A 17527-nucleotide genomic window follows, 5' to 3' on the forward strand; every position below is an offset into this window, starting at 1 on the left:
CACTTGCGCCGAAACTAGAATGAATACTAGTTTTCTTGCAGTAGCCAACACACTGAGGAGCTCAACATGGTGGACACACTCGATCTGGCCGGCCGCGTCGCCGTGGTCACGGGCGCGGGCGCGGGTCTCGGACGCGCGGAAGCCCTGGCGCTGGCCGAGGCGGGCGCCGCCGTGGTCGTCAACGACATGGGTGACAACGCGCATCTGGTGGTCGACGAGATCACGTCCGCCGGTGGTCGAGCTGTCGCGCTCACCGGTGACGTCTCGGACTGGTCGATGGGCGAGCGCCTTGTCCAGGAGGCGGTCACCCGATTCGGGTCATTCGACATCCTGGTCAACAACGCCGGGATTCTCCGGGACAAGATGATCTTCAATCTGACCGAGTCCGATTGGGACGACGTGATCCGGGTGCACCTCAAAGGCCACGCCGCCACCTCGCGCGCCGCCGCCGTCCACTGGCGCGAAGCGAGCAAGAGTGCAGGTGAACCTGTCTTCGGGCGTGTCATCAACACGTCGTCAGAGGCTTTTCTGTTCGGCTCGGCCGGACAGCCGAACTACTCGGCGGCAAAGGCGGGCATCACCGCGTTGACACTCTCGACCGCACAGGGTTTGTCACGCTATGGGGTGCGCGCCAACGCCATCTGCCCGCGGGCACGCACCGCGATGACCGCCGATGCCTTCGGCGCGAACACCGTTGCCGCAGAGAGCGATCCGCTTTCGCCCGAGCGGGTGGCCACCCTGGTTCGGTATCTCGCCTCCCCCGCGTCCGACGAGATCAATGGTCAGGTGTTTGTCGTGTACGGCAAGATGGTCGCGCTGATGCACGCCCCTGAGGTGGAGAATCGTTTCGACGCAGCCGGTTCCGCGTTCTCCGCCGAGGAGCTCGCAAGCCTGCTGACGCCGTACTTCTCGGGCCGCGGAGAGTACGAGACGTACGCCGCCTACGGGGTGGCCGAGCTGGAGAAGCCCGCCCTGGCCACCAACGAAGGCACTCTGCGGTGACCTCTGTCCTGCCCGCCCGCGTCGGGCGGACGGGCAGGGTTGTCGGTCAGCAGCCGTCGGCTGCCGGGCCCCCGGTTTCCACCGCAGAGACGAAAGACTGGATGTCGCTCAACGAGGCGCCGATGGTCTGGCGGTGGTCGGCGCCCTCGTACAGTCGGTAGTCGATCTGGTTGCCTCGAGCACACAGGGTGTCGACCAGGACATCGGTGCCGGATTTCGGCACCACCGCGTCGGTGGAGCTTTGAGCGATCATCGTCGGCACAACCACTTTCACCGCCGCGGGCTCTTGTTTCGTCATGTAGTCCGTCAACGGACCGAGGTCGGCATCGGCCCGGAACACCTGGCCGCCCACCACCGGTGGCACGCGGCGGATGTCGTCCAGACAGCCGGTCCTGGCGGAGTCGAGGAGCGGACGAGCCTGTTCGGTCAGCAGGTCCTCGGGACGAATCGACGGATCGGCTGCTTGTGCACCGAGGAGAATCAGCGGGAGAAACGACTGTGCCGCAGCGATTCCGGGCACACCCGATTTGAAGTACTCCGGCAGTCGATCGAGTCCACTCCCGGGCGCGATGGCCGCTGCAGCTCGCAGATCGAGCTCCGGTGCACGTTCGGGAGCGTTTGCGGCGGCGAACAATGCGGCCTGGCCTCCTTGACTGTGGCCGACCGCGTACCAGTCTGTGCCGATCGACTGGTCGAGGTCACGTGCTGCCCGCACGATGTCGGTGAGCGCGTTCACCTCCGAGTCGGCGTTGACATAGGGATGGACCCCCGGAGTACCCAGACCTTCGTAGTCGGTGCGAACGACGGCAAAGCCCTTGCTCAGCCAATCATTCAATGCGGCATCGACTTCGGTGAGATAAGCCTGGGTCGGACCGCCTTCGAAAGCCGCGGACGGTGCGCACGCATCTGCCACGCCGGTGGTTCCATGCGCCCAGCTGATCACCGGGTAACCCCAGCCGGGGCGGGAGTTCTCGGTACCGCAACCGTTCCGGACACCACGATGGCGTTCCCGCTCGCGTCTTCCGACGAGTACGTGATCAAGGTGGTCTGGGCCGCATCTCGCAGAGCAACCGGTCCCCCGACCACGGCCGCGGACAAAACTCGGCCTGCTTTCACCGGCGCCGTATCACCTTTCGTTCCATCGTCTGTGCCGGACGAGCAGGAAACCACTGCCGAGGTGACCACTGCAGCGGCGGCCAGCGCCGACCATCGGACGGGTACCGCCTTCCGGCGATGTCGTGCGGCAGGGTTTTCACTCATTTGTGCGCCTCTTTTCATGCAGGCACTGTGACAGCGCCCACCCTTTGGGATCAGAACAGTCCCGGTGAGCGAGACCTGCCTGTATCGGACGTACCCGCATCACACATCGCCCGGCTCGGCGACTCATCTGTCTCCTCCAAGCCGCCGCGGCGACGACTCGTAGCGCCGAGCAACATCCGATTCCGGCCAGTGGGACTGAGCAGTTTGTGTGCGCTGCGTCACTGTAGCTTTTGGCTCACCGCGGCGGAGGCAGCCCGTCTTCGCCCGATCGAATCCACATGTACTGCGCCACAGACCTATACGCCGCAGTCGGCGACAGCCGCGTTCGTCACACATGATCACGTCTACCTGGAGGACATCCATGACAACAATCCCCGACCCGACGGCACCGGCAAAGCCGTTGCCCGAACGCGGACGCTTCAACCGTCGACGCTCCACCGGGGTGATCATCGGCATCCTGGTCCTGGTCGAGATCATCAGCGCTTTCGAGACCTCGATGGTGTTCGCCGCGATCCCGACCATCATCGCCGACTTCAACAGCGACGCTGCGACGGTCGGTTGGGCGGTGACAGCCTTTCTGCTGGTCGCCGCGGCCTCTGCGGCCGTCTGCGGTCGGCTCGGCGACATGTACGGGCGCGAGCGAGTTCTGGTGTTCATCCTCGCCGCCGCCACCATCGGGTCACTGATCAGTGCCCTCGGCGACAGCATCAGTGCCATCATCATCGGCCGTGCGATCCAGGGCGTCGCCGGCGCCATCCTGCCGCTGTGCATCGGTTTGGCCCGCGAACACCTGCCCAATGTGAAGGTCCCGGTGGCTGTCGCCCTGATCTCCGGGACGGCGGTGGCCGCCGGCGCAGCGTCCGCCTACGTTGCCGGTTTGATGATCGATCACGCCAGCTGGCACATGATCTTCATCGTCGCGGCCGTCTACGCCGCATTCACCTTGCTGCTTGTGCTGTTCGTGCTGCCCTGGCGCCGGCCGGTCGGTACCAGCCAGAAGGTGGACTTCCTCGGCACCATCGCCTTCGCCCCGGCAATCGCGGCAATCCTGCTTGCCATCAACAAGTCCGGCGCCTGGGGATGGAGTGATGCCAAGACACTCGGCCTGCTCATCGGTGGTGCGGTGGTGCTGGCGCTCTGGGTGGTGTGGGAGTTGCGGGTCACCGATCCGATCGCAAACGTGCGACTCCTGGCTCACCGCAAGGTCGCGTTGACGATGCTCGCGACGCTGACGCTGGCCGCCGGTCCCTTCGGTATCAGCAACATGATCGTTCCCCTCGTGCTGCAGACGCCCACGAGCGCGCCCTTCGGCCTGGGCATGACCCCGACCGACGCCGGACTGCTGGCATTCGTCGCAGCACTCCTCGGGTTCGCGTTCACCCCGTTGAGTGGCCGGATCACGCGCACCATGGGATCGCGGGTCTCGCTCCTGATCGGCGGCCTGGTGTACGGGGTGTCGGGCGTGATGCTGATGATGTTCCACGATTCCAAGGTCGGGATGTTTGTCATGGTGGTCACCGTGTCCATCGCGACATCGTTTGCCTACACGGCCCTGCCGAACCTGATCGTGGAGGAGGTTCCGGTCGAGAACACCAGCGAGGCAACCGGTCTCAACACCGTTGTGCGCACTGCCGGGCAGGGCGTCGGCACGTCGATCGCCACGACCATCCTGGCGTCGTCCGCTGTTGCCGGTAGCGTCGCGCCCACCGTCAGCGGGCTCAACACCGTCGCCATCGTGATCCTTGTCGGCACCGGATTGACCGTTGGCCTCACCTTGATGCTCCGCCGCGGGACGGTCTACGCCGACGCCTGACTCCATCTGATCCCGATGATGTGCCCTTCTGGCGGACCCCACCTGGGGATATCTTCGCCACAAGGGCACATCATCGGTTGTGGGTCAGGCCTCGACCACCACTTTGCCGATCATCTTGCCACTCTCGACGGCACGATGAGCCTCGCGGATGTTCCGCGCGTCCAGGGGCGAGAAATGCTGCGTGGCAGTGGTTCTTACGACACCACGATCGACCAGATCGGCAACCCGGTTGAGCAGGTGGTGCTGGCTGAGGTCATCCGGCGCGTGCAGGGGCACGGTGAACATCAGCTCCCACTGCCACGATTGACTCTTGGACTTGAGCGGTAGCAGGTCCAGACCCTCGGGCTCGTCGATCGCCACGACAGCACCTCTCACAGCCATGATCTCGGCGTACGTTTCGACGTTTCCCGCGGAGAACGGTGAGAAGATCCAGTTGATCCCCTCCGGTGCAACAGCTTTCGCCTCCTCTCGCAAGTGGTGATGGTTGATGACGTGGTGCGCACCCATGGCCTCGGCCCATTTCACCGACTCGGGCCGCGACGCTGTCGCGAGCACTTTGACGCCCGTCAAAGCCCGCGCGAGCTGGATCATCACCGACCCGACACCACCCGCGCCACCCATCACCAACAAGGTGCCGGTGGATTCGGTGGTCAGACGCATCTCGGTGAACAGTGCCTCCCACGCGGTGATCGACGTAAGAGGCAACGCCGCCGCGTCCCCGTAGCTCAGCGACGACGGCTTTCGGCCGACAACACGCGCGTCGACAACGTGGCACTCGGTGTTGGTCCCGGGCCGCGCGATTGATCCCGCATAGAACACGTCATCACCTACGGCGAACAGTGTCACGTCGGTGCCGACGGCCACCACGGTGCCGGCCGCGTCGTATCCGAGAACCTTCGGCTCCCCCTGCTCTTGGTTGCCGGCACGCTGCTTCACGTCCACCGGATTCACGGACACCGCTTTCACCGCGACCAGGAGGTCGTGCGGTCCGATTTCGCCGATCGGCAGGTCGACTTCGACAAAAGAGTCTGCGGCGTCGATGGGGCCGGCCGACAGTGTGGCGACCGATCTGGATGTGGACGGGACGAACGACTGTGTAGTGGACATGGGGCAACGGTATGCAATACCCCCTAGTTACCCGCAAGGCATACTAGTATCCATTGGTAACCAGACCGCGAAAAGGCACAGGAGCTCCGATGACCGCGACACGAGACCATGGCGATGTGTACTCAGCCACCTGCCCGTGCCGGCCGATTCTGGATCTGCTCGCAGACAAGTGGAGCGCGCTGATCATCGGGGCACTCGAAGACGGCCCCCTGCGGTTCGGCGAACTGAAGGTGCGCCTGCAGGGCGTCAGTCCCAAGGTGCTGACCGCCGCGCTCCGCCGGCTGGAAAGCGGTGGCTTCCTCACCCGAACCGTTTTGCCCGAGGTGCCCCTGCACGTCGAGTACGAGCTCACCGATCTGGGTCGCGGCGCCAGTGAACCGCTTGCATCCCTGCGGACATGGGTGGAAGAAAACCTCGAACATTTCGGCTCACATACATCGTGATCGACCCTTCCGGGCAGTAAATCGTGCCTTAGGAATCGACAGCGCCGCAGGTGATGCAAGGTCGCTCGCAAAGCTCACAATCGCCGACGCCATCAGCGACGATGCCAGGCGTGCGCACAGCGGAAGGCCCTGTTATTTTGCTGTTACCTTCCCCGCCGGGCCGCATGCGGCACCGGGGAGAGCACCGGTCCGGATCGGGCCATTCACTGGCACCACGTACAAAAGGAAACTGATGCGCGCAAAGCACGCCTGGCGAAAGTTCGTCGCCGGAGCCCTTGCCCTTGTGGCCGGAGTGGCAGTCTCGGTGACTGCGGCGCCCGGCACTGCGTCGGCAGCCCCTCAGACGGTCTACGTCTACTCCGCCGCGATGAACAAGAACATCCCAGTTCGCGTTCTCCCCGCGTCGGGCGGTGGCAGCCACGCCACCCTCTACCTGCTCGACGGCTTGCGTGCACCCAACAACAACAGCGGCTGGCTCATCGAGACCGATGTGCAGCAGTTCTTCGCGGGCAAGAACGTGAATGTGGCGATCCCCTTCGGCGGCGGCGGGAGTTTCTACACCGACTGGCAGCGCGACGACCCGACCCTGGGCCGGCAGAAATGGGAAACCTTCCTCACCCGGGAGCTGCCCGCCTACCTGAAGTCGGCGTTCAACAGCGACAACCGCCGCAACGCCATTGCCGGACTCTCGATGAGCGGCACCTCCGCATTGAACCTTGCTTCCAAGCACCCCAACTTCTACCGGGGCGTCGCGTCGTACAGCGGCTACCCCACGGTCAGCACCCCCGGGTTTGCACAAGGCATCGCCGCATCCGTCCTCGAGATGGGCGGCAACCCGGTGAACATGTGGGGCCTGTGGCCGGCCGGAGCCTGGACGGCGAACGATCCCTCGCTGCACACCGGAAACCTGCGTGGCAAACGTGTATACGTGTCCTCAGGTGCGGGTTCGCCTCGGACAAACCCGATCTTCAACCCGGCGAGCCCGTCATTCGACCCGATCAAGTTCTCCCAGATGGTGCCGCTGGAGACGGCGGCGTCGATCAGCAGCCAGCTCTACATCGCGAGCCTTCGTGTCGCCGGCGTCAACCCGCAGGTCCACATCACGCCGGAGGGTGTGCACTGGTGGACCCACTGGGAGGACCGCCTCAAGGAATCCTGGTACGGAACGCTCGCTCCTTCGCTGGGCGTTTAGCCCCCACACCAGTTCGTCGGCCGCGACCCAGCTTCCTGGGTCGCGGCCGACGTCGTTGTTCTGTGTTCAGGAGACCAGGTCTCGGTTCAGTACGTTCGGGCTCCCCGTCGTCCGGACGTGCCGTCGGTGGCGTTAACGTCGCTTCATGGATCAGTTCTCAGCCCTGGTGGCGCGGCAGACCGACGACGGTATCGAGACGGCGATCGAGACCGTGGACGCATCGTTCTTGCCCGAAGGTGGCACTCCCACCGCGGATACGGGAGACGTCACCATCCGCGTGTTGTACTCCAGTGTCAACTACAAGGACGCACTCGCTCTGACGCCGAAAGGCGGTGTGGTACGCGACTATCCGATCGTTCCCGGCATCGACCTCACCGGCGAGGTCGTGGAATCGAAGTCACCCGACTTCGCGGTCGGCGATCTGGTTCTCGCCCACGGCTACGAAATCGGCACCGGCCGCCACGGCGGCTACGCCGAGTACGCACGCGTTCCGGCCGACTGGGTGGTTGCCCTCGGGGAACTCTCGCCACGCGACGGTGCCGCGATCGGGACCGCCGGGTTCACCGCGGCGATGAGCGTGCAAGCACTGCTCGATCGCGGGATTTCCCCCGCCGACGGCCCGGTACTGGTGACCGGCGCAACCGGCGGCGTCGGTTCGGTCAGCGTCGACATCCTTGCGGGTCAGGGCTTCGAGGTGGTCGCGTCCACGGGTAAGACAGACGCTGGCGATCGCCTGCGACAACTCGGTGCCGCCGACGTCATCGGCCGACTGCCACTGGACCTGGATGCCAAACCCCGCCCGCTCGGCAAGGCCCAGTGGGCGGGCGCCGTCGACTGTGTCGGCGGCAAGACGCTCGCCCACGTGCTGAGCGGCATCAAGTACGGCGGCGCCGTGGCGGCCAGCGGCCTGACCGGAGGACCCGCGTTGGCCACCACCGTGCTGCCGTTCATCCTGCGCGGTGTCGCCCTGCTCGGCATGGACTCGGTGCAGATGCCAATCGAGCCTCGACGAACCATCTGGGCTGCACTTGCCGGACCGCTTGCCCCCAAGCACCTCGCGCACATCGTGTCGGAGGTCGACGTCAAAGACGTGGTCGGCGTGATCGACCAGGTTCGCGCGGGAGAGTTCTCAGGCCGGGCCGTGGTGCGGGTGGCCGGCGGGTTCTGAGGACTCAGCTCGCAGGGTCAACAGCAATGTCGACCCGGTCGGGATAGAAGGCGAGGTGCCCGACGATCGGCGCGACCGCATCGTAGGGCTCCTCGTACGTCCAGGCCGCATCTTTGATGACGCCTTCGTCGGTGACGACATCGAAGTAGGAGGCACTGCCCTTGAACGGGCAGTAACTCTCGGTGTCGCTGCGTTGCAGCACTTTTGGATCGACCGCAGCCAGCGGCACGTACGCCACCGGCGGGTAGGACGCCTCACGCAGGGTGAGCGTCTTGTCGGTGTCGGCGACGAGCGTGCCGCCTGCGGTCACGGTCACCGAGTCGGTGCTCGGTTCCACCGTGATCGGATGGTCGGGGCCAGGGATCAATTGCGTTCTCGACATGGTTCGCCTCTTTCTCTCCCTCGATGCCAACGCTCACCGCAGCCGTGCATTCCCCGCGTCACCGATCAGCGAAGTCGCAGGAACTCCGCCGTCTTGTCGTCGGCCGGATAGAAGCTCTCGACGCTGAGTTCGTCGACCGTCACGTCGAGCGGGGTACCGAACGTGGTGACGGTGCTGAAGAACGACAGCTCACCCTGGTCGCTGCGCAGCCTCAGGTAGATCGCAACATCGCCGGAGAGTGCGGCATCTGCGTCGGCATCCTCGTCGCTGTCGGGGACCGGGTACCGCTGGAGGCGGGCCAGCAGTGCTTTCAGTTCCGGGTCGCCGGTCACCCTGATCTGCCGGTCGAGTCGTTCGAACAAGTGCCTGCGCCACTGCCGATGGTTGATGATCCTGGACCCGAGCCCCCGCGGGTCGAGGCTGAACTCGAGCACGTTGAACGGAGGTTCCAGCAGGTCGTCGGGAGCACCGTCGGTGAAGGCGGCAACCGCTGCGTTGGCGTCCACGAGATTCCAGTGCCGGTCCACCGCCAAGGCCGGGTACGGTTCGGTCGCGGCCAGCACCTGACGTAAAGCGCTCCGCACCATGGTCATTCGGGAACCGTCGAGCGGCGTCTCACCGTAGGACGGGGCGTATCCGGCGGCGAGCAACATCTGGTTGCGCTCACGCAGCGGCACATCGAGATGTTCGGCCAGTCTGAGCACCATGGCGCGGCTCGGCACCGATCGGCCGGTCTCCAGGAAACTCAGATGCCTCGCGGAGACGTCGGCCGCTGACGCGAGATCCAGTTGCGGCACCTTGCGGGTGGTGCGCCACTGCCGCAGCAGGTCACCGAAAAGGTAACGCTGTTCTTCGGTCATGTACTGATCTCCCGGGTTGATCTGTCAGCATTATGGACTGCGGGTTTTGCACCGAGCTCAAGTTCGACTGCTGCCCGTGGGTGGGTGTTCGACGATCGAAGAGGAGTTCTCATGACCGTGCTCGACCGCTTTCGGCTCGATGACCGGGTGGTGATCGTCACCGGCGCCTCGTCCGGCTTGGGGGTTGCCTTCGCCAAGGGGTTCGCTGAGGCCGGAGCCCGCGTGGTGCTCGCCGCCCGCCGCGCCGACAAGCTCGAAAAGACAGCAGCGTTGGTCGAATCCGTGGGAGGCACCTCCCTGTCGGTGGTCACCGACATCACGCAGGTCGAGCAGGCCACCGCGATGGTCGAGGCTGCGATGACCGAGTTCGGCCAGGTGGATGTCTTGATCAACAACGCCGGAGTGGGAACGGCCGTGCCGGCCACCCGGGAGACTCCCGAGCAATTCCGGTCGGTGATCGACATCAACCTCAACGGTTCCTACTGGGCCGCGCAGGCCTGCGGCCGGGTGATGAAGCCGGGAAGCTCGATCGTCAACATCTCGAGCGTCCTCGGCATCACCACTGCAGGCCTTCCGCAGGCCGCATACTCCGCGAGCAAGGCCGCCATCTCGGGTCTCACCCGCGACCTCGCGCAGCAGTGGGGATCGCGAAAAGGTATCCGGGTGAACGCGATCGCCCCTGGGTTCTTCGAGTCCGAGATGACCGCCCAGTACCCCGACGGCTATCTGCAACAGATGGCTGCGCGGCAGGTACTGCCCCGCAGTGGCGACCCCGAAGAACTTGCGGCCACCGCGGTCTGGCTCGCCTCACCGGCCGGCGGGTATGTCACCGGTCAGACCATCGTCGTCGACGGCGGCCTCACCATCACATAGCGGTCTGACCCGGCATCTTGTCGATGAACCCGTAGACGCTGGTGATCTTCTCGTCGTTCACCGCGACCACATCGAAGCCGATCACCACTGCCTCTCCTCCGCTCGCCGGTACCAGTTCCCAGGTGAAACGAGCGACGTTGTGGTGCGTCTCGAACACGTCACCCCGAACGAACCGCATCCCCGCGAATTGTTGCTGAGCCCCGGCGAGCACCTGATCGATCGCTTCGGTGCCCGCCACCGAAGCGAGCGGATCGGTGTAGACACCCTCGGGATCCCAGACCTTCTCGACGATCGCCCGCCGTGCGCCTGGATCGGTTTCGTTCCAGGCGTTCAGGTAGTCGTCAACCAGGGCAGTCATCTCGGTCATCGCGTCTCCTTCGTCTTGCGTTGGTGTTGTGATGACCATGCTGCTGCGCGGCGGTGGGTTGGAGCGATGACCTCCGGGGTAATAGTTTTCGGTCCGCGGCCCACCCCTTCCGTACGGTGGTCACCACAGAACGACGTGTCACCGATGAGAGGACCCCATGACCTTTCCGCATGAAAACGAAGAGCCCGTCGGCGAAACCGACGAGACAGCCGAGCAGAAGAAGACGTACGAGGCAGGCGAAGAAGGCACCGGGGAAGAACGCGACCATGCGCTCGGTGGCAGCGAGGGCACGTCCGACGGTCAGTAGATGACCGCGGCGCGGACTCGAGGACGTTGATGCCGCCGACACTGCCGACATAGGGTTCGAAGCGAGCCGGGCACTGTTTCCAGCGATCCGCTGGCCTCGATCATCCGGTTCACCGGACCGAGGATGTGAGATGAACACCGACGCCAGCAACGCACCGGCCATCGTCGTGGGGATCGATGGCTCCGAGGCCGCACTCGGCGCCGCCCGATGGGCGGCGGACTATGCCGCAGCAAGCCATTCGCCTCTGTCCCTCTTCCACGCGATACCTCGGATCGACTGGTACTTCGCCAACGCGATGGTGTTCACGCCCGAGGCCTTGGCCACCGAACTCGCCGAGGAGGGCCGCAAGAAGATCGACGAGGCGGAATCCGCCATCCGGGCGGTGCATCCTGATCTGACCGTCGAGCGGCACATCGTGAACGAGGCCGTCGGTCCGGCGTTCGAAAAGGTCTCGGCCACTGCGAGGTTGGTGGTCATCGGATCTCACTGGACCAGCGCTGCAAGCGATCTCATCCTCGGCGGCCATGTGATCCGGATCGTCAACAACTCGCGCTGCCCGGTCTTGGTGTGGCGCAGGACGGCCTGCCCCGACACCGACGAGGCGCTACCCGTTGTTGTCGGAGTGGACGAGTCGGAGAACTCGACGCGCGCGCTGGAGTCGGCGTTCGAAGTCGCCGACACGCTGCACGCACCGGTGACGGTTGCGCACATGTGGGAGACCGGCGCCGCGGTCGGGCTCGGCTACGGCGAGGGGCCGGTCGACTGGAACCTGCTGCACCTCTTGCAATCCAACCAGGAACAGAAGTTGGACGAATTGGTCGCACCGTTGCGCGCGCGTTTCCCCGGGGCCCACGTCAACAAGGTCTACACCGACACCGGGCGGCCAAGGGGCTCAAGGAACTCTCCCGATCCGCACAACTCGTGGTCGTGGGCAGCCGTGGGCACGGCAAACTCGCCGGGGCCGTGCTGGGTTCGGTCAGCCAGAGCCTGATCCACCATGCTGATTGTTCGGTGCTCGTGGTGCACTGACGGGAACTCGCCGCTCAACTGGGCGGGCGGGTGCCGGGCGCGGCGACGGCCGACCTCTTGGTCGATGTATTGATCAGGTGAGGTCGACCACGGGTCGATCGCATTGTCTGTGAGGGCATTTCACCCAACAGTTCCCGGTACTGCTGCGCGAAACGACCCAGGTGGACGAAGCCCCATTTTCGGGCTACCGCTGCCACCGTTGTCGATTCGGCGGCTTCATCACTCAGTTCTGCAAGAACGCGATGAAGTCGTAATTCCCGGAGATAAGTCATGGGGGAGGGTTGATCGGAGTCGGCGAACGCCTGTTGCAACGTCCTCCCGCTGACACCCACCTCGCCTGCCAGTTCGCCAGTGGTCCACGCCCGTTCCGGTTGAGCGTGCATGAAATCGATTGCTTGCTTCGTCGCCTTCCCGCCCGCACTGCTCGCTCTCCGACCCACCATTTCGTCGGCAAATGTATGTGGCTGCGTGAGAAGCAGACCCTGGATCAGAAGATGCTGCACATTTGCTACTGCAAGACGGTGACCAAAGACTCCGTCGGGCCGCACTCCGTCCTGTGCCAACACCTTGACCAGGGCCAACCAGGTGAATGCGGTTGGTGTAGATACGTTCAACAGCGATGGGAACACCAGGCTCGATCGAACCGGTCGATCAAGCATCATCTCCAACTCGCGATGAAGCGTTCCAGGTCGAATCTTGAGGTAGAGCTGGCTGCAGTCCCGCGACCAGGCGATGGCACCCGCCGACCCAGGAGCGAACACCGCAGCAAAACCCGGCCGCGTGATGATTGCCCCCGCACCCCCATCCCAAGTGTTCACCGCACGGCCGGCCAGCACGATGTTGATGTAGTAGTCGGCGATCTCCCTTACCTCGGTTCTGACCGCGGCCCCGAAAGAGAGGCGTCCCAACGTCAGCGCCGGCAGCTCCAGCGCCTGCAGGTGGGCATCGAGTACCCCCGCCCGGAGGACGGTGAGCTCAGTTGCCAGATAGATGCGCTCCATAGTCTCACGCGCCTCATCAACGTCACCGGTGCGCACAGCAGACAGTCCGTCCCTTGGGCCGAAAGTGCCGGCGGCAGATGCTTTTATTTCGCGACTATCCATTAAACGATAATAGTGTGGCCGCAAAACGAATACAAGCAAATGCGAATATCGGTCCAATTTGATCTTGTCGGCCACACGAAATGCGCAAAATCGGAGACATATTTGCGATATTTAGGAAGCCTGGCCCGCGCTGCGACGCCTTGACCTGCCCATTTAGCGGGTGAAAAAATATCCGTAACGGAAAGCTCAAAAATGCGACATACTAGATGAGCGCTGGGTGATGTACCTGTTTCGAGGTACTTGTTTCGGGCCAGTCGGCGCTGAGGGCGAAATGAATTCGTCCGACCTCTCGAGTTTCATTTCGGGTTTTCGAGGTTGAGCCGCGTCCATCGTTCCATCTCAGCGGGTCCAAGCGGGCCCACTACAGGAAGATTGACCATGAAGAAGCAAACCAAAGCAGCAGTTGCCGCCGGCGCGGGAGCCATCCTTCTACTCGGCGGTGCCGGCAGCCTTGCCTACTGGAATGACGAGGGCACCTCTCCTGGCGGGGAGATCAGTTCCGGCCAGCTGTCGCTCGAGGACTGCACCGACGGCGGAACCTGGACCGATGTCAACAACGGCACCCCGATCGCGAGCATCACCGATTTCCGCATCGTCCCCGGCGACCAGGTTTCGTACACCTGCGAGACCGCCGTCAACGCCACCGGAGACAACCTCACTGCAACTCTGTCCGTCGACCTCGGCGACGTCACCGGAGATACAGCGCTGGAGGCGGCGCTGAACCCGGTGGTGTCGGCAACCTCAAACGGCGTCACACTCCCGGGCGGCCCCACGGGAGTACAGATTGTTCCCACAGGAGCAGCTCAGCCCATCGTCGTCACGGTGACAATGACATTCGACCCAGGCACCTTGGGTACGACCGCGCAGAACGAGACGATCAATCTCTCTGCCACGACGCTCACCCTGGTCCAGAACACCAATCCAGTTACTCCCTAATTAGGTGAAGAAGCTCTGGTTGGGGGCTGCGGCCGCCGTGACGATCACCGTGCTGGTTTTGCTGTCAACGCAGCAAACCAGCGCGACCTGGCGTGGCCAGGATCAGATCGGCGCCGCAACCCTCACATCAGGCGAGTTGAGGATTCTCGCCGGCGGCTCGAACACGTACCCGTGGACGGCCTTCGGCGGGATCAACCTCAGCCCGGGCTCGGTGGTTCAACGCCCACTGACCATTTCGGTGGTGGGCAATACCAAGGTCAGCTACCGACTCCAGTCGATCTCGCCGACCACGTCCGGGGTTCCACTGACCTTCTCCGCCTGGGTCGTCGGCAGCATCGCCGGTTGCCCGACCAGTGGAAATCCGACAAACATCGTGGCCGGACCGTGGACTGCATTCCCGTCTGCTGCCCGAACTGTCCCCATCAACACCTCCGAGGTCTGGTGCTTACGGGCAACTGTCGGCAATGGGGCACCACAGAACAGCACGAGCTCCGTTACTCTCAATTTCCGAGCGGATCAACAGCTATGACCGATTCAGAATCCGCAGACGAGCACACCGGGCCCCTATGGTGGATACGTTCCGCACTGAGCTGGGCGTTGCTGCTGTCGATGTCGGCGGTCCTGGTGGTCACCATTGTGATCCCGGTCGCGGCCGGTGCCGACCGGTTCACAGTGCTGACGGGGTCCATGCAGCCGACGTATCCGCCGGGAACGTTGATCATCGTCAAACCCGTAGATTCCAAAGACCTTCGGCTCGGTGACGCGATCACGTACCAACTGCGGCCAGGTGAGCCCGCGGTCGTCACGCACCGCATCGTCGCCAGCTCTCAAAACGCCAGGGGTGAGCGGACATACACCACGCAGGGTGACGCAAACGACACCCCCGACACCGAACCCGTTGTGGCCGAACAGGTCAATGGAAAGGTCTGGTACAGCATTCCCTATCTCGGTTATGTCAACAACTGGCTCACCGGACAGCAGCGCGCCTGGACCATCGGCGCACTGGTGATCGGATTGTTCTCCTACGCCCTCCTGCTGACTGTCGGCAGCGTTCGCGACGCACGACGCTCACGTCGGCAGGAGCCCGGATCAGAAGAGACGTCACATCATGTCGCACAGCTTTGACTCGACCCGTTTCCGGGAGGCGCTCACCGGGCCACTCGGTGTCCGACTGCGAGCAATGCTGGCCATCGGCATCGTCCTGGGACTCGGCGCCGTCGGGACGATGGCATTGTGGAGCAATTCCGTGGCGGCAACGTCGGGAGACTTCAAGACCGGCGTGGTCGACCTCCGCGTCAACGCAGTCAAGGAGTACTCGTATACCGGCGCAACGGGTCTCACCATGACCAACATGCTCCCGGGCGAGAGCAGAGCGGCAACACTGCAGGTGCAAAACAGCCTTTCAACACTTCCGGTCAGCTACACGATGGCAGCAAGTACCCCGGTGGGTAGCCCTGCACTCGCCAACAATCTTCGGATGACGGTCTTCGCGAGTGCCTCACCCACCAACGGAACCGCCAACGGCCTGACCACCGGAAGCTGCACCGGCACCCAGATCGGCACAGCCGTTCTGCGGGCTGGCAACTCAGTGTCCGTCGTCACCACCGCGCAGACGCTGAGCGCGACCGCGGGCACCAATACAAGAGCGCTGTGTTTTGTTGTGGCACTCGTGCCGGCCGCTCCCCTCAGCGTCCAGAGTCAGACACTCTCGTCCATCACCGCCACGTTCACTGCGACATCAACATGACGCACACAATTGCCCATCCGACCGAGCATCGAAGTCGCGCCAGGATCCTTCGCGAGATCGCGCTGACGGCCGGTGCCGCCCTCGGCCTGCTCTGCATCATCGCGGCAGCGGCAGCCATGTTCCTCGGCATCACGCCGCTGATCGTTCGGTCCGGCTCGATGGAGCCCACCATCCCCACAGGTGCGCTGGCCATCGCAAAAGACGTGTCCGCCACCGACATCAGTGCTGGTGATGTCATCAGCGTCAACAACGCTCAGCGAATCCGAATCACTCACCGCGTGGTGTCGGTCGACTCCACCGCAGGCGACGCTGTGGCACTGACCCTGCAAGGCGACGCCAACAACGTGCCAGATGCCCTCCCCTACGTGGTCGACTCCGCCGACAGGGTGTTGTTCCACGTCAACGGCCTGGGCTACGTGGCCGCGTGGCTGGACACACCCGCCGCGAAAGTCATCGGCGGCCTGTTTGTGGTCGGCCTTCTCTGGTTGGTGGTCTTTCCCACGGGCCGTAATCGAAAAGACAGCGCCGGCAAGACGCCACGCGCCGACAAACCCAAACATGCGGCCACTGCTGCGCCGCCTCTCATCGCCCTGGGACTGGCAGCGGCCATGCTGGTCACTCTCGCAAATTCCGAAGGTACGGCTGCCGTATATAGCAGTTCCGCCACCGCGACCACCGGGTCATTCGCATCTCGAGCCGAGTTTGCCCCGCGGATCGACACATATGTTTCGGGGTTGAACTACGTCACCTGCGCCACCAGCGGCCCATCGAACCTACGCGTGGTCACTCTCAACTGGGCGCACATTGGGCAGCCCTATCAGTACCGCGTCATCTTGCGGGATCTCGATGGCAATATTTGGCGAACCGTGGACGTCACTCCCCCGGCCTCGAGTACTACAGGGTCAATAATTTCGACGACGTTCGGCGCGAGCGGGTTTCCGTATCGCGGTGGCGTTATTTGGCAGTACAACGCTGAGATTCACACCATGCTCCCCGGTGGAGCCGTCTCCTCGACCTGGCGCGGCTTCCGTGTGTATCAGGATTCGACATTGGCGTGGCGCGAGAACCTGACGTGCAGCGGGGGCGGGGAGCAGTCCGGGATCGGCACCTACGTCCCCCCTCCTGCGTCCGTCAGTTGCATTACCAACAGTGGCTCTCGGACCACGGCCACCGTGTCGTGGCCTCACCTGTCCGGTTACACCTACCGGGTGATCGTTCGGGATCCGGCGACTGGGAACGTCATCAACGCCGTGGATGTGTCCGCACCGACTGGCACCGCCGCGGGTCAGCCGGTGAGTAGAACTGTCTCCGTATTCGAGGTCAGTGGTCTCTCCGGCACAGCTGCGAACGTCGAAGTCCGTACCCGCGTGGACAACGCACACCAGTCCACGGAATTTGTGACGCAAGGAATTACCTCAACCTCGACCGGTGTCGCCTGCGCTGTGGCCGCGCCGAGCGGCCTCCGCATGGCTCCCTCGACGACAGCGACCACGACTACAACCAGCCCCCCGCCGACAACGACCGCCGCACCCACAACCACCACCACAACCGCCGCACCCACCACAACAACGGCCACCGCCGCACCCACCACAACAACAACGACCACCGCCGCACCCACCACGACGACGACAACCACCACAACCGCGACGGAACAACCCATCTCAGCGGCAACCACCTCGTCATCGGGCAGCTACTCAGCACAGTTGATGCAGACCGCCACCGGCCCCGCGGTGGTCATCCGAAACGCGAGCAATGTGGAGGAATTCCGCACACCCGCAGCAGCCGATGACACCCTGCAATGGGTCACCGGTTCCGACGAACTGCGGGTCACCGGCGTATCGGGGACGACCTCCATCAGCCGTGAAACCGGAACATGGCTCTCCTCGCCCTATCTGGAGCCCACCGGCTCCGGGTAACCAGCACCCGCACGCAGCGGCT

Annotated in this window: 19 protein-coding genes and 1 pseudogene; 14 read left to right on the forward strand and 6 right to left on the reverse strand. The window is 64.0% G+C overall.

Annotated features, from left to right (window positions below; all coding sequences use genetic code 11):
- The first annotated feature begins 66 nt into the window (after window positions 1-66).
- Window positions 67-1002, forward strand: a complete 936-nt coding sequence (locus MVA47_RS02005; RefSeq protein WP_247206449.1) for a 3-oxoacyl-ACP reductase — start codon at window positions 67-69, stop codon at window positions 1000-1002.
- 46 nt (window positions 1003-1048) lie between these two features.
- Here the strand turns inward: MVA47_RS02005 and MVA47_RS02010 are convergent.
- Window positions 1049-2262 (reverse strand): annotated as a pseudogene (locus tag MVA47_RS02010) (alpha/beta fold hydrolase).
- A 361-nt stretch (window positions 2263-2623) separates the two neighbouring features.
- Between MVA47_RS02010 and MVA47_RS02020 the strand changes: the two are divergent.
- Window positions 2624-4075: an MFS transporter gene (locus tag MVA47_RS02020; RefSeq protein ID WP_247206452.1), complete on the forward strand. Its 1452-nt coding sequence runs from the start codon at window positions 2624-2626 to the stop codon at window positions 4073-4075.
- Between the two features lie 84 nt (window positions 4076-4159).
- Here the strand turns inward: MVA47_RS02020 and MVA47_RS02025 are convergent, their stop codons facing one another.
- Window positions 4160-5182 carry a zinc-binding alcohol dehydrogenase family protein gene (locus MVA47_RS02025; RefSeq protein WP_247206453.1) on the reverse strand — a complete coding sequence of 341 codons (1023 nt, stop codon included), beginning with the start codon at window positions 5180-5182 and terminating at the stop codon, window positions 4160-4162.
- Between the two features lie 89 nt (window positions 5183-5271).
- Between MVA47_RS02025 and MVA47_RS02030 the strand changes: the two genes are divergently transcribed.
- The 3 genes from MVA47_RS02030 to MVA47_RS02040 all read left to right on the forward strand — a co-directional run bounded on the left by MVA47_RS02030 (window position 5272) and on the right by MVA47_RS02040 (window position 7985).
- Window positions 5272-5625 carry a helix-turn-helix domain-containing protein gene (locus tag MVA47_RS02030; protein ID WP_247206454.1) on the forward strand — a complete coding sequence of 118 codons (354 nt, stop codon included), beginning with the start codon at window positions 5272-5274 and terminating at the stop codon, window positions 5623-5625.
- A gap of 232 nt (window positions 5626-5857) precedes the next feature.
- The gene (locus MVA47_RS02035; protein ID WP_247206455.1) at window positions 5858-6817 is read left to right on the forward strand and encodes an alpha/beta hydrolase family protein; all 960 of its coding nucleotides are present in this window, start codon (window positions 5858-5860) and stop codon (window positions 6815-6817) included.
- A gap of 145 nt (window positions 6818-6962) precedes the next feature.
- Entirely contained in the window at window positions 6963-7985 is a 1023-nt protein-coding gene (locus MVA47_RS02040; protein WP_247206456.1) for an acryloyl-CoA reductase, read from the forward strand.
- A gap of 4 nt (window positions 7986-7989) precedes the next feature.
- Here MVA47_RS02040 and MVA47_RS02045 read toward each other — a convergent pair whose 3' ends face one another.
- Window positions 7990-8367, reverse strand: a complete 378-nt coding sequence (locus tag MVA47_RS02045) for a DUF427 domain-containing protein (RefSeq protein WP_247206457.1) — start codon at window positions 8365-8367, stop codon at window positions 7990-7992.
- Between the two features lie 65 nt (window positions 8368-8432).
- Window positions 8433-9227, reverse strand: coding sequence for a helix-turn-helix domain-containing protein (locus MVA47_RS02050; protein WP_247206458.1), 795 nt, complete (start codon window positions 9225-9227; stop codon window positions 8433-8435).
- Window positions 9228-9338: 111 nt separating this feature from the next.
- Between MVA47_RS02050 and MVA47_RS02055 the strand changes: the two genes are divergently transcribed.
- Window positions 9339-10100, forward strand: a complete 762-nt coding sequence (locus tag MVA47_RS02055; protein WP_023954463.1) for an SDR family NAD(P)-dependent oxidoreductase — start codon at window positions 9339-9341, stop codon at window positions 10098-10100.
- Here MVA47_RS02055 and MVA47_RS02060 read toward each other — a convergent pair.
- Entirely contained in the window at window positions 10093-10467 is a 375-nt protein-coding gene (locus MVA47_RS02060; RefSeq protein WP_247206459.1) for a nuclear transport factor 2 family protein, read from the reverse strand. The two genes, MVA47_RS02055 and MVA47_RS02060, sit on opposite strands and share 8 nt — an antisense overlap.
- 157 nt (window positions 10468-10624) lie before the next feature.
- On the opposite strand from MVA47_RS02060, the gene MVA47_RS02065 reads away from it, so the two are divergent.
- From MVA47_RS02065 to MVA47_RS26910, 3 genes are all read left to right on the forward strand, one after another.
- Window positions 10625-10774, forward strand: a complete 150-nt coding sequence (locus MVA47_RS02065; protein ID WP_165842475.1) for a hypothetical protein — start codon at window positions 10625-10627, stop codon at window positions 10772-10774.
- Between the two features lie 130 nt (window positions 10775-10904).
- Complete coding sequence (locus MVA47_RS26590) at window positions 10905-11765, forward strand: universal stress protein (protein WP_308280458.1); 861 nt, start codon at window positions 10905-10907, stop codon at window positions 11763-11765.
- On the forward strand, window positions 11738-11803 hold the full coding sequence (locus MVA47_RS26910; protein WP_308280617.1) for a universal stress protein: 66 nt from the start codon (window positions 11738-11740) through the stop codon (window positions 11801-11803). Before MVA47_RS26590 ends, MVA47_RS26910 begins: the two co-directional genes overlap by 28 nt.
- A 14-nt stretch (window positions 11804-11817) precedes the next feature.
- Here MVA47_RS26910 and MVA47_RS02075 read toward each other — a convergent pair whose 3' ends face one another.
- Window positions 11818-12981, reverse strand: coding sequence for an AraC family transcriptional regulator (locus MVA47_RS02075; protein WP_247206460.1), 1164 nt, complete (start codon window positions 12979-12981; stop codon window positions 11818-11820).
- Window positions 12982-13284: 303 nt separating this feature from the next.
- Here MVA47_RS02075 and MVA47_RS02080 point away from each other — a divergent pair, with 303 nt between their 5' ends.
- Genes MVA47_RS02080 through MVA47_RS02100 form a run of 5 tightly spaced genes read left to right on the forward strand, consistent with a single transcriptional unit; the run spans window position 13285 to window position 17505 of the window.
- Entirely contained in the window at window positions 13285-13842 is a 558-nt protein-coding gene (locus tag MVA47_RS02080) for an alternate-type signal peptide domain-containing protein (protein ID WP_247206461.1), read from the forward strand.
- Between the two features lie 4 nt (window positions 13843-13846).
- Window positions 13847-14371 (forward strand): hypothetical protein, encoded by a 525-nt coding sequence (locus MVA47_RS02085; RefSeq protein ID WP_247206462.1) that lies wholly within the window; start codon window positions 13847-13849, stop codon window positions 14369-14371.
- On the forward strand, window positions 14368-14967 hold the full coding sequence (locus tag MVA47_RS02090) for a signal peptidase I (protein WP_247206463.1): 600 nt from the start codon (window positions 14368-14370) through the stop codon (window positions 14965-14967). The genes MVA47_RS02085 and MVA47_RS02090 overlap by 4 nt, the downstream gene beginning before the upstream one ends.
- Window positions 14951-15589, forward strand: a complete 639-nt coding sequence (locus MVA47_RS02095; RefSeq protein ID WP_247206464.1) for a SipW-dependent-type signal peptide-containing protein — start codon at window positions 14951-14953, stop codon at window positions 15587-15589. The genes MVA47_RS02090 and MVA47_RS02095 overlap by 17 nt, the downstream gene beginning before the upstream one ends.
- Window positions 15586-17505, forward strand: a complete 1920-nt coding sequence (locus MVA47_RS02100; RefSeq protein WP_247206465.1) for a signal peptidase I — start codon at window positions 15586-15588, stop codon at window positions 17503-17505. The genes MVA47_RS02095 and MVA47_RS02100 overlap by 4 nt, the downstream gene beginning before the upstream one ends.
- The last annotated feature ends 22 nt before the right edge of the window (window positions 17506-17527 follow it).

It is taken from the genome of Williamsia sp. DF01-3 (genome assembly GCF_023051145.1).
GTDB lineage: Bacteria > Actinomycetota > Actinomycetes > Mycobacteriales > Mycobacteriaceae > Williamsia.

What these genes read in the sequence shown, in the direction of transcription:
- MVA47_RS02055 (WP_023954463.1), top strand. Translation starts at nt 9,339, where the DNA reads ATGACCGTGCTCGACCGCTTTCGGCTCGATGACCGGGTGGTGATCGTC.
- MVA47_RS02090 (WP_247206463.1), top strand. Translation starts at nt 14,368, where the DNA reads ATGACCGATTCAGAATCCGCAGACGAGCACACCGGGCCCCTATGGTGG.
- MVA47_RS02040 (WP_247206456.1), top strand. Translation starts at nt 6,963, where the DNA reads ATGGATCAGTTCTCAGCCCTGGTGGCGCGGCAGACCGACGACGGTATC.
- MVA47_RS02025 (WP_247206453.1), bottom strand. Translation starts at nt 5,182, where the DNA reads ATGTCCACTACACAGTCGTTCGTCCCGTCCACATCCAGATCGGTCGCC.
- MVA47_RS02050 (WP_247206458.1), bottom strand. Translation starts at nt 9,227, where the DNA reads ATGACCGAAGAACAGCGTTACCTTTTCGGTGACCTGCTGCGGCAGTGG.
- MVA47_RS02020 (WP_247206452.1), top strand. Translation starts at nt 2,624, where the DNA reads ATGACAACAATCCCCGACCCGACGGCACCGGCAAAGCCGTTGCCCGAA.
- MVA47_RS02035 (WP_247206455.1), top strand. Translation starts at nt 5,858, where the DNA reads ATGCGCGCAAAGCACGCCTGGCGAAAGTTCGTCGCCGGAGCCCTTGCC.
- MVA47_RS02095 (WP_247206464.1), top strand. Translation starts at nt 14,951, where the DNA reads ATGTCGCACAGCTTTGACTCGACCCGTTTCCGGGAGGCGCTCACCGGG.
- MVA47_RS02060 (WP_247206459.1), bottom strand. Translation starts at nt 10,467, where the DNA reads ATGACCGAGATGACTGCCCTGGTTGACGACTACCTGAACGCCTGGAAC.
- MVA47_RS02005 (WP_247206449.1), top strand. Translation starts at nt 67, where the DNA reads ATGGTGGACACACTCGATCTGGCCGGCCGCGTCGCCGTGGTCACGGGC.
- MVA47_RS02065 (WP_165842475.1), top strand. Translation starts at nt 10,625, where the DNA reads ATGACCTTTCCGCATGAAAACGAAGAGCCCGTCGGCGAAACCGACGAG.
- MVA47_RS26590 (WP_308280458.1), top strand. Translation starts at nt 10,905, where the DNA reads ATGAACACCGACGCCAGCAACGCACCGGCCATCGTCGTGGGGATCGAT.
- MVA47_RS02045 (WP_247206457.1), bottom strand. Translation starts at nt 8,367, where the DNA reads ATGTCGAGAACGCAATTGATCCCTGGCCCCGACCATCCGATCACGGTG.
- MVA47_RS02080 (WP_247206461.1), top strand. Translation starts at nt 13,285, where the DNA reads ATGAAGAAGCAAACCAAAGCAGCAGTTGCCGCCGGCGCGGGAGCCATC.
- MVA47_RS02100 (WP_247206465.1), top strand. Translation starts at nt 15,586, where the DNA reads ATGACGCACACAATTGCCCATCCGACCGAGCATCGAAGTCGCGCCAGG.
- MVA47_RS02030 (WP_247206454.1), top strand. Translation starts at nt 5,272, where the DNA reads ATGACCGCGACACGAGACCATGGCGATGTGTACTCAGCCACCTGCCCG.